The sequence below is a fragment of the Lacisediminihabitans sp. H27-G8 genome, assembly GCF_046156175.1.
Taxonomy (GTDB): domain Bacteria; phylum Actinomycetota; class Actinomycetes; order Actinomycetales; family Microbacteriaceae; genus Lacisediminihabitans.
Genome location: NZ_JAYLVL010000010.1, coordinates 1 through 9,745, shown reverse-complemented (window position 1 = coordinate 9,745; position 9,745 = coordinate 1). Strand labels below are relative to the sequence as shown.

Annotated in this window: 10 protein-coding genes and 1 other annotated feature; of the genes, 6 read left to right on the top strand and 4 right to left on the bottom strand. The window is 58.0% G+C overall.

Going from position 1 to position 9,745, the window contains the following annotated elements; all coding sequences use genetic code 11:
- The first annotated feature begins 129 nt into the window (after window positions 1–129).
- The 3 genes from VLI63_RS17545 to VLI63_RS17535 all read left to right on the top strand — a co-directional run bounded on the left by VLI63_RS17545 (window position 130) and on the right by VLI63_RS17535 (window position 2,573).
- The gene (locus tag VLI63_RS17545; RefSeq protein WP_409158140.1) at window positions 130–567 is read left to right on the top strand and encodes a LysR substrate-binding domain-containing protein; all 438 of its coding nucleotides are present in this window, start codon (window positions 130–132) and stop codon (window positions 565–567) included.
- Between the two features lie 660 nt (window positions 568–1,227).
- Window positions 1,228–1,593, top strand: coding sequence for a hypothetical protein (locus VLI63_RS17540; RefSeq protein ID WP_185202773.1), 366 nt, complete (start codon window positions 1,228–1,230; stop codon window positions 1,591–1,593).
- 116 nt (window positions 1,594–1,709) lie between these two features.
- Complete coding sequence (locus VLI63_RS17535; protein WP_185202771.1) at window positions 1,710–2,573, top strand: cutinase family protein; 864 nt, start codon at window positions 1,710–1,712, stop codon at window positions 2,571–2,573.
- A gap of 263 nt (window positions 2,574–2,836) precedes the next feature.
- On the opposite strand, the gene VLI63_RS17530 is transcribed toward VLI63_RS17535, so the two are convergent.
- Window positions 2,837–3,178: a hypothetical protein gene (locus VLI63_RS17530; RefSeq protein ID WP_409158139.1), complete on the bottom strand. Its 342-nt coding sequence runs from the start codon at window positions 3,176–3,178 to the stop codon at window positions 2,837–2,839.
- Window positions 3,179–4,445: 1,267 nt separating this feature from the next.
- Complete coding sequence (locus tag VLI63_RS17525) at window positions 4,446–4,790, bottom strand: hypothetical protein (protein WP_409158138.1); 345 nt, start codon at window positions 4,788–4,790, stop codon at window positions 4,446–4,448.
- Window positions 4,791–5,079: 289 nt separating this feature from the next.
- Between VLI63_RS17525 and VLI63_RS17520 the strand changes: the two genes are divergently transcribed.
- Together VLI63_RS17520 and VLI63_RS17515 are read left to right on the top strand one after the other, a co-directional pair.
- Entirely contained in the window at window positions 5,080–5,769 is a 690-nt protein-coding gene (locus VLI63_RS17520; protein WP_409158137.1) for a GAF and ANTAR domain-containing protein, read from the top strand.
- Between the two features lie 28 nt (window positions 5,770–5,797).
- A complete protein-coding gene (locus VLI63_RS17515) occupies window positions 5,798–6,529 on the top strand; it encodes a GAF and ANTAR domain-containing protein (protein ID WP_409158136.1) in 732 nt (243 codons plus the stop codon).
- Between the two features lie 541 nt (window positions 6,530–7,070).
- Here the strand turns inward: VLI63_RS17515 and VLI63_RS17510 are convergent.
- Window positions 7,071–7,343, bottom strand: coding sequence for a hypothetical protein (locus tag VLI63_RS17510; protein ID WP_409158135.1), 273 nt, complete (start codon window positions 7,341–7,343; stop codon window positions 7,071–7,073).
- Window positions 7,344–7,439: 96 nt separating this feature from the next.
- A protein-coding gene (locus VLI63_RS17505; protein ID WP_409158134.1) for an IS3 family transposase occupies window positions 7,440–8,698 on the bottom strand; the annotation gives its coding sequence in 2 pieces (ribosomal slippage) (window positions 7,440–8,419 and window positions 8,419–8,698; 1,260 coding nt in all).
- Window positions 8,307–8,420, bottom strand: a sequence feature (AL1L pseudoknot). (Overlaps the previous gene by 114 nt.)
- Window positions 8,699–9,012: 314 nt before the next feature.
- Here VLI63_RS17505 and VLI63_RS17500 point away from each other — a divergent pair.
- Complete coding sequence (locus VLI63_RS17500) at window positions 9,013–9,621, top strand: RHS repeat-associated core domain-containing protein (RefSeq protein ID WP_409158133.1); 609 nt, start codon at window positions 9,013–9,015, stop codon at window positions 9,619–9,621.
- Window positions 9,622–9,745: the final 124 nt, after the last annotated feature.

Here is a 9,745-nt window from a genome sequence, read left to right as displayed (position 1 = left end):
CTTCACTCTGAGCTCGATTACCGCACCCCCATTGAAGCCGAGACCGACTACTACGCTGAAACCGAATCACTCTTGGAAGCGACCGCTTCCCAAGAGAACACCTAGGAACGAAACCCAGGGCGATTCAATGTGACAGTCGAGCCACTCTTTGACGAGACACTTGTGCTGGTCGCAAGCCCAGCACTGGCCAGAAAAACCGATCACCTTCGACTTGACCGCGGAGACACCACCGCCCTCGAACATCTCCCACTCGTGGCGTACGCCGAAAATCTGCCCCTCATACGCCGCTACTGGCGCACAATTTTCCCCGCCAAGCCCCCAGGAACAGCACGAATCGTGCTTGATGACCTCCGAGGCGTGATCAAAACCGTCGTGGCTGACGGCGGAATCAGTGTCATTCCGTCCTACCTCGCCCGCGAGCACCTCGCATCGGGCGCCCTGATGCAACTAATTCATCCAACCGACCCGCCAACGAACACTCTGTTCCTGGCGACGCGATCAAGCCGCCACCAGCCGCAAGTGACCGCGGTCGCCCAACGTCTGAAACAGCTGGCGCCCAGCTGGTAGAGATTCGTCGCTTCGACGATCACCAGATCGCATTGCAGACGGTTTGGAAAAAAGCGATCGCCACCGGGTTTCGGATAGGAGGCCTGTTCGTTAGCGGGACGATCAGCGGGCGGCATTCGAGCGCAGTGTCAGGGATCGAAATAGGGCGCATCTCGACTTTGCGGGGTGCCCGCAGAGGAACGGCGATCGCGACAGCAAGGGGCACCAGGTCGCACTGGCTATCCGGGCGACTGTCAGTATCTTTTGCGGGGGTCGCGGATTTCGATGAAGCGCTCATGGCCAAGCGAGCACCTTCTGATCAAAATGTGTGCAAGGGCAACCCCGGCTCCCCTCCCGCTTGGGCGCCGGGGTCTTCTCACCGGGTGACCACAACGAGTCCCGAGAAGTTATGAACCTGCGCAGCGGGATCTATTTGAGATCTTTCGCCGGACAATTAGGTCTCGCTCTTCAGTCCCCAGAAGTGAGGACTATTCTATGTTCCCATTGCCGTCGTAAGATCCGTCATATCAACAAGAATCGGACTCACGAGGGCCAGTGGCACAACCTGTTCGGTCTCTTTTACCCAACCAACAGGTCGCCGGCCAACGCTCACCGGCGGCGCAAACTCGGCCAAGCTAGGGCGGCGCAACTATCAGTAACTAAACGGAAGCAGCACGGGAAATGATGATGGAAAAGTCACGCTCCCGTGCAGGTCTCGATCGTATCTCGTTCGTCGTCTTATTTATCTTCATGATTCTCGTGTCGATTGTCCTGACTGCCGCTGCGCTCTTGAACAATTTGAATGTGGGGGTTTGCACGGCATCGATGCCATGCCAGGCCTACCTCACCGGGCTTTCGGATCTCGTGACGCCGGTGGTGGCACTGGTCACTTTCGTCGGCGTATTGATGGTAGGTCGCCGATCGAGAGAAAACCAAAAGCCAACATGGTGGGTACCGACGGTAGGTATCTTCGCTGTGATCTTGGCTTTTTATCTAAGCACTCTGCTGAACGCGGCAGGTGTCAATGTGAGTCCGTTCAGGACATAACAAGAGCGTCTGCTCGAACACAAGGGGTCTGCACGCGTCTCGTGGAAAAGATTGCGTTGAGGCCTTCTGTGCACTGAATTTCCGCAGGGTTTGCAAAGAAAAGTGGACTTACGAACATGAAGATAAATCACGTCAATCAGATTTCGCGGACTAAAGCCCTTCGGTTTGCTGTTCCATTCGTGGTCTTCGGAACCTTGCTGAGCATAATGATTGGCGGGCCCGCCTCCGCGACGACAGCTTCTGTTCCGTGCGGTGGGGGTGCCTACAACGCCGTTTTCATCGGCGTCCGGGGATCTCTCGAACCCGTGGCGAATCCTCAATTAACGCAACATTCCGGGCGCGTCTACCAGTCGGGCGGAATGGGCACGCGGATTGGGGCGGTGGGTAGCTACTTAGCTAGCAATCCGAACATTCCGACATTTTTCGAGGGGATCGTTTATCCCGCGACAGTGATCTCGACTCAACCTTCAGATTTTTACCCCGCCAGCATCGCCGCGGGCACCGCAGCTCTTGTCGCCGAAGTCAACTACATAGCTTCGATTTGCCCATATTCACCCATTATTTTGGCTGGGTATTCGCAAGGGGCTCAAGTGATCGGGAATGCGTTGGACCCGACAACAACTCCAAATGGCGGGATTTCAGCGGCCGGGAGATCGAGTGTTGTGTCAATCGTGTTGCTCGCTGATCCGTCGTATGTGCCCAACCAGCCTTGGAATGTATACACCCATAGTCCGAATAATGGCGCTTTTCACCGTGGAGGAAACGCTTTCGCATCCTGGACTCACATCAGCTGGGACACGGGCTCTCCGGTATCAGTAACGTCGGTGAAGTCTTACTGTCTTCCGATAGACGAGTGGTGCCAGAGTGGTGGGTTCGCCCAGTACGCGGTCAACGTGCACAACAACGGTTACTCAGCAGGCACTACGCCTTCGCTCGACGCGGCTGCTTACATCACTTTGTCCCTGACCAATCAGAATTGAAAACCTTTTCGACAGATAACGAAAGCGGTGCGACGCCATCAAGGTTGTCGACGGCCCGTGCGCCGACCAGATGGTAAGCAGCCCAACTTGGGATTTGGTCCGGCCACGGCGTCCGCAAAAGGGACGATCAACGGGCGGTATTTCTCGGCGGCGCGAGAGGACGCTCAAGACCTCTTTTCGTCAGGATCGGCCGCCCGTAAGCGGAACCTGCGGCGGAGTGCTTTGCAAAGGTTTGGCCGCATCGGCGCAACGGCTACGGTGCCCTATGTGCTGAACTGAGGCTGGGAATGAGAGAGTTGCTGTTCTCCGGAGTTCAGACCGCCCGCTGGTTCTATGAACTGGTGGAGAGCCTCTGCAAGTGACGGAAAGGTGAACCATTGAAACCCGTGGCGCAACAACATCACCTCGAACTGTTGGTTGTTCTCTTCTACAAAGCCCAGCAGACTGCACGCGTCGGTCTCGGGCAGTCGCCGATCGAGCACTCGCCATTGCGAGGCGGATAGCGGCTGGACCAGAATGTCCTCTTCGGTCGGTATGAGGCAGGTGTCTTCGGCACCGTTCACCGTGCACGCCGGCCCACCGGAGCCGAAGAACGTGTTTACCATTTGTGGCCTCCTGGCCGCGAAATTTCGTGAATACAAAGTTACTGAGAGTTCATCGCCCGATCGGGATGACCGTCACTGGTGTGCGTCGCGCGCTCCAGTGCTTGCATTTGACGGTCCGGTTCCTCGAGGGGAGTGACCTGAGTTGACAAGGCGAAAAAAACTGTGGCGGCTTTGTCCCACAAGAGACACTGGCCGCACTCTTGGGCCCGGTCCAATCGGGTTCCCGTCTGCGCGACGAAGATGTGCCCTACAGGACTGATGAGACCAATCGTGTTGCCGTCGAGGCTGATTTCTTCTGTCTACTCGTTCAGATCGATTACCACGAGCTGTGCTGTCCGGATCCGGCCGTCGAACCAGTTCACCTTCAGCCGCACCGTATCTGCCTGCAGGGTGTCCTATGGCGGAACCCAGCCCACGGACAAAGCACAGTCTCCCGTGTAGGGAAATATCGCAGATGTAGAAGACGGTTCCTTCTCGACGCCGTCATGACACCGAAGCGCCCGGGTCGGTCGTCTTGCGTTGGTGATCGTCATCAGCACTCCAGAGTTCTCCGACAGAGAAGCGACCGGGGTCTGAAGTTGCTGTATCGACAGGGTACGCCCGAAGTAGATAAATCCGATAAACAAATTTTCGCTTCGCTCGTGGTTTAGGCGGCACTCCGACGGTGGGGTTTGAAAGACACTCGGCTGATTTGGACAACCGTTGTGGCTGAAGCCGAGAGTTCCTGCCCTGGACGGCCAGCGACCGCTGATTCCTATGCTCGCAAAGCACAGGAAGGATCAGGTGTGGCCTGAATGCCTTCTCTCAAGCGGCCCCCTCCATCATGCCTCGAAGTGGAGAAGCTTGAGAGCCTGCTCGCAGTCCTAGGCGATGATCAAAAAGATCGCATTTGACATTTCGTTCTTGCTTGATCCCGAAATGAATCGCTAGCGGTCAGCCTTCTCGCCATGGACGAGCGAGGTTTCGTTCCGGCGGTAGTGAGGGCTGGTGAATTCAGCGGGCGAGGCTGAGTATTCCACGATGCGGAAGTGTTCCGTAGAGCCGCTGTACCTTGGCCCTGTGACGAAGGCGGCTGCTGCTAATCGAAGTGAGGAAACATACGCCCATCGAGGTGGCTCCGTTGTCCAGAGCAGCTCGTAGCGCGAATACCTCATACGCTCAATGAAACCGAGAACGCGGCCTGGGTCCGACAGCAGCGCTCGGGCGTCCACCACCCGCCAGTCCGTGCGAGATATTCGGACCAGTTCTAAACCGTCTCCGATCAATGTCAGCTGACCCATGAAAGATTCCCATCGGCTCGCACGTGATCAATTTTGGCCTGAGAGGCTGAAACGTGCTGGATAGCGGAATCCATCGTCTCGAACGTTGTCCATACAAAGTTGTCTGCAATTTGCATCACTTCGTATTGACCGGCCCGTTCATCCACGAACGCCACCATTCGACCGGGGGTCCCTTCGGGGACTCGACTGTCGCAAACCCTCCACGAGTGTGGCGAAACCAGTTCGAGAATTAACGCTTCGTCAGAAAGTTGCCGCACACCAGCGCTCGCGCCGGCGCAGGCAGCTCGAAAATCTTCGACAAAATTTTTAGGAGAAACGGGTGCGCCAAACATAGTGTCCTCGATTCGATTGCGAAATCAACCAACACCGAGGGCAAGAGTGACTTTGGTAAGTGTGCCGCCCACAATCAGTGAAGTCAATCGATACGGCGGTGAGATGTTCTCAGACTCCAGGCCGGTACCGAAAACAACCGATCACCGAACTTTCTGGCGGAGTGGCTGGTGACGGATGCGGGCCTATGCGATAGCGTTGCAGAACTGTCCCGGCCCCTGGCAGCTCGACTGCGAAAGGTCCGGATGTTTTATCGTTCACTACCGCCGACTGCGCCAGCGGATCACCGTAATGATGGCTGAGAAGAGTGGATACCCAGCTGCGGCGCGCAATCCAGCGAAACTGGATTTGTGTCAGCCGTTCCTCAATGACCTCCCCATTTCGGGAGCTTCGGTCACGGTGATCAGCTCCTCGAAAGCGCAAGTGGCCTTGTGCGCCAGCGATACGGTCGCCGCTCGCCTCGATGAGCTCCAGTTCGAATTAGGTGAGGGACCCCAGTGGGTTGCAACCGAGACCGGCGTCGCTGTGCTGCTGCCAGACGTCGCTTCTGCCCCCCATGATCGATGGCCGGTATTTGCCGCATCGATCGGCCAGCTGAACATCGGGGCCATCTTCTCCATCCCCATACGGATGGGAGCAGTCACCGTAGGCGCGGCCACGTTATACCGAGACACCCCTGGTGGGTTGAACGAAGACCATCAATCATCCGCTCTCGCCATTGCGTCCGCGATCGCCAGCACCGCCATACAACGAGCCATCACCTTCGCCACCGACGACGAGATTTCCGAATCGGTAGCGGTACCGGCACTACGCCGGGAAGTGCATCAAGCCACAGGCATGATCCTGGTCCAACTAGACACCACCGCAACCGTCGCCTATTCACGGCTACAGGCTTACGCTTTCGCTCACGGACGCACAGTCCTCTCGGTCGCTCGCGACGTGGTTACCCGTGCTCTCACATTTGATAACTTGCCCCTCTAAACCCGTCATATAGCAGGAGACCATCAGAATGATCACCGATAGCAGAGAAGCTCAGCTCAGTGCTGCGTTCGTGAAACTCGCCGACACCCTCGTCACAGACTTTGACGTGGTCGACCTCCTCCACTGGTTGGTCGAAAAATGCACACGCATTCTGGATACCCAAGCAGGAGGCCTCCTTCTCGTCGACGCCGTAGGGGTGTTGCAACTCATCGCCTCCACCAGCGAAGAAGCGCAACTTGTCGAAGTGCTCCAACTCGCCGCCGGGGAAGGGCCCTGCCTTGACTGCTTCCGCACCGGCACTGCGGTCACTGTCGGCAACATGCATGTCAATTCCGGAAAGTGGCCCACGTTTAGTGCCGAAGCCATTAGGCAAGGGTTCCTATCCGTGCACGCAACGCCACTGCGACTCCGCGGGCAGATCATCGGCACCATGAACCTGTTCAGCACCCACACCGGAGAACTAAACCCGGCCGATATCGCCGTCGCCCAAGCGCTAGCAGACGTCGCCACCATCGGCATACTTCAAGAACGCACCATTAAGAGCTCAAGTATCGTGACCGCGCAACTTCAACATGCCCTCGATTCTCGGATACTGATCGAACAAGCCAAAGGAGTTCTCGCTGCTATTTCCGGGATGACCATGAACGACGCCTTCATCGCGATTCGTGCCCATGCCAGAAACCACAACCTCACCCTAGCGAAGGTCGCCGACGGGGTCATCGCCCGCACTTTGGAGGTCACCGCCACGCCCGTGAAATGAAATAGGTCCCCAACGCAACGACCGAAAAGTATCAAAGCGTGCCTCCGCGCTTTCTTCCCAACGTTCGAGGACCCAGTTCCGCAACAGCCCGCAGCCCGCGGGCCGCCGCCCGATGTATCCACGTCACTGCCCGAAAGCCGGACCATCACCGGGGGGCATTTCCCGCCATCGCGAGAGCCCGCCCTGGAACACTTTTCGCCCGGATCGGCGGCCCGTAAGGGAAACGCTATTCGGACGGGTGATCGCAATTCGCGCGGCGAGGCAGTACCGCCAGGCATACCGGTCGACTGCGGCTCGGTTCATCACAGTTCAGATCGTTCACGCATGAGCGACACGAGTGTCCGCGCGAAGATTACCTCCAGAATGAGGCCTATCAGGGCAACCACATATCCGAACAGATTGGTCGTGATTCCGAAGTAGATCGAATAGCAGGCCAGCACGGCGCAAATAACCACATTCACTGCGGCCGTCACAACCTGAACATGCGTTTTACTGCGGGGTCGCACTGGCCTCGAAGGGAGTGAAGAGGGTCTATTCCGATTCACGACGACACTTTCAAGAACAGAGCACAAAACACCGCGATCACGCCAAGGGCAATGAATCCCACTCCGACCCGCGCCGATAGAGCTGGCGTGGACGATGGCGCAACACGCCTTCCAACTTCACCGAAATAGTCGCGCTGGCCGTTGGCTATCAGCGCGGAGATCTGGCGTCGAAACCGAATGAAAACAATCCCCGCCCCGAGGAAGATGATTCCGACGGCCAGTAAGCCAATGTTGCTTCCACTCATCACAACTCCATCGTCGCCCATCATGCGCAATCCGGGAGCCATGAAATGTGCGCACCACGACTCTGGCAGGCGCTAAGTCGTCTGACTACCGCCTTCAACGGCAATACCGCTGCGACGACCTCATACTGTCAAGCCCCGGGTTTGGTGGAGGGTCGGTGAGACCCGTTCCATCTGTGTGATGGACGGGGTGGTGCTGTTTAGGAATTCGTTCTCAACCTCGATGGGTGGTCGGTAGCCGATCTCGCCGTGGAGCCTGCGGTGGTTGAACCAGTCGATGTATTCGGCCGTCACGATCTCGACATCGTTGATGCCTCGCCAGGGTCCTTTGTTGCGGATCAGTTCGGCTTTGAACAGCGAGTTGAACGCTTCAGCGAGGGCGTTATCGTAGCTGTCACCTTTGGATCCGACCGAGGCGACAGCCTCGGCTTCGGCGAGACGGTCGGTGTAACGAATGGCTCGATATTGAACTCCGCGGTCGCTGTGGTGAATGAGTTGAGAGAGGTCCCGGCCTGCTCGCCGGCGAGTCCAGATCCCCATCTCCAACGCGTCGAGGGCCAGATCGGTGTGCAGGCTAGTCGATAGTTGCCAGCCGACGACACGACGGGCGAACACATCGATGACGAAGGCGGCGTAAACCCATCCGGAGAACGTCCGAATGTAGGTAATGTCGGCAACCCAAAGGCAATCCGGGGCGGTCGCCGTGAACCGGCGGTCGACCAAGTCCGCAGGCCGGTCCGCCAACGGCCCCGGAATTGTTGTGCGGGGTCCTTTGGCCCGACGGATACCGCGAAGGCCCTCCCTCTTCATCAGGCGTTCGACGGTGCAACGGGCGACCTGGTCGCCGTTCCGACGCAGTTCAGCGTGAACTTTCCGAACCCCGTAAACCCCGTAGTTGACCTCATGGATCTGGTGGATCCTCTCAGTCGTGATCTCGTCCGAGAAGGCTCGCTTCGACGGCGGCCGGCCCTTCGCCGCGTAATAGGTTTGCGGGGCGATCGGCAGATACCTGCAGACCGGCTCGACCCCAAACTCGTCCTTGTGATCGTCAATGAACTGGATCATCTGCTCAGTGGGCGGTCGAGCTCCGCCGCGAAGAAAGCCGACGCCGCTTTCAAGATCGCATTCGCCCGTCGAAGCTCACGGTTCTCCCGCTCCAACGCGACCAGCCGGACATGCTCATCGGTCGTCGTCCCGGGCCGTGCCCCTTCGTTGATCTCGGCTCGTTGAACCCACCCGCGAAGCGTGTCCGGCGGGACACCGAGCTGCTGCCCGACCCTCGTGCACACCCCACGACGGCCACCGGCATCATCACGTGCATCAAGCACAAGACGAACCGCACGCTGGCGAAGCTCTTCCGGATACCTACGTTGTACTCCCATTGGTCCTCATCCACTTTCGGGGAATCAAGAACCTCCATTAAACCCGGGGCAATTCATACTGTTACGACAACGCAGACCGGCTCACCTCAACCTTCGTGACGAACCCTGTCGCGCAGGCTGACCCGATCGCCGGAACATCCCTCACGACAGCAGGCGCGACTCCGACGTTGGTGTATGACGTGCATGGGAACACGACGACCCTCGCAAACCAGACGATGACGTATGACGCGACCGATCGGCATCTGACTACCGTGTCTCCGTCGGGAAATACGGTCATCACTTACGTGAGGGATGTCAGCAACAGGATCGTGTCGATGAAAACAGTGACCGGAGGGGTGACGAAAACTGTGAACTACTCCTTCACTGATAGCAGTGACTCACCAGATTGGACTATTGACCCCACCGCCGCTGTCGGCAGTGCCGCGGCGGTAATGGAACACACCCTCGGACTTCCGGGCGGGGTGACGGTATCGTTCCAAGGATCCGGCGGGGTGCTGACTTGGTCGTATCCAGACATCCACGGCGACACGATCATCACCACCAACCTCGGCGGAGCACGACAGGGAACCCTCTCCCGATACGACCCCTTTGGGCAACCCATCGACCCCGTCACCAACTGCATCGGCACGAACAACGCCGACGACGCCGTGCCGTCGGATACGCTGACACCGGGTGCTGGGTATGGGCCGCAAGGATCCCACCAGAAGCTCTACCAACACGCCGGCGACCTCAGCGTCACCGAAATGGGAGCTCGGCAATATGTAGGGTCGCTCGGAAGATTCCTGTCAGTTGACCCAGTAGCGGGCGGAAACTCGAACGACTACACGTACCCAAATGATCCGATCAACTTCATGGACACCACGGGACTTAGTCGTCATCACCGTTCTGGCGGTTCGAAATCTGGCCAGTCTTCGTCTCCTTGAATCGCCCTGGGTATCGTTCCGCTCTTTCCTTTTGGAGGATGGAACTATGACTAACCCTTATCCGGCGGAGTTTCGTGAGCGTGCGCTGCGGATGCTTGCCGAGGCTCGACCCGATCACCTGTCT

Bases quoted from the DNA above. Each gene is read 5' to 3' on its own strand.
- VLI63_RS17540 (WP_185202773.1), top strand. From the start codon at position 1,228: ATGATGATGGAAAAGTCACGCTCCCGTGCAGGTCTCGATCGTATCTCG.
- VLI63_RS17535 (WP_185202771.1), top strand. From the start codon at position 1,710: ATGAAGATAAATCACGTCAATCAGATTTCGCGGACTAAAGCCCTTCGG.
- VLI63_RS17530 (WP_409158139.1), bottom strand. From the start codon at position 3,178: ATGGTAAACACGTTCTTCGGCTCCGGTGGGCCGGCGTGCACGGTGAAC.
- VLI63_RS17525 (WP_409158138.1), bottom strand. From the start codon at position 4,790: ATGTTTGGCGCACCCGTTTCTCCTAAAAATTTTGTCGAAGATTTTCGA.
- VLI63_RS17520 (WP_409158137.1), top strand. From the start codon at position 5,080: ATGATGGCTGAGAAGAGTGGATACCCAGCTGCGGCGCGCAATCCAGCG.
- VLI63_RS17515 (WP_409158136.1), top strand. From the start codon at position 5,798: ATGATCACCGATAGCAGAGAAGCTCAGCTCAGTGCTGCGTTCGTGAAA.
- VLI63_RS17510 (WP_409158135.1), bottom strand. From the start codon at position 7,343: ATGATGGGCGACGATGGAGTTGTGATGAGTGGAAGCAACATTGGCTTA.
- VLI63_RS17500 (WP_409158133.1), top strand. From the start codon at position 9,013: ATGAAAACAGTGACCGGAGGGGTGACGAAAACTGTGAACTACTCCTTC.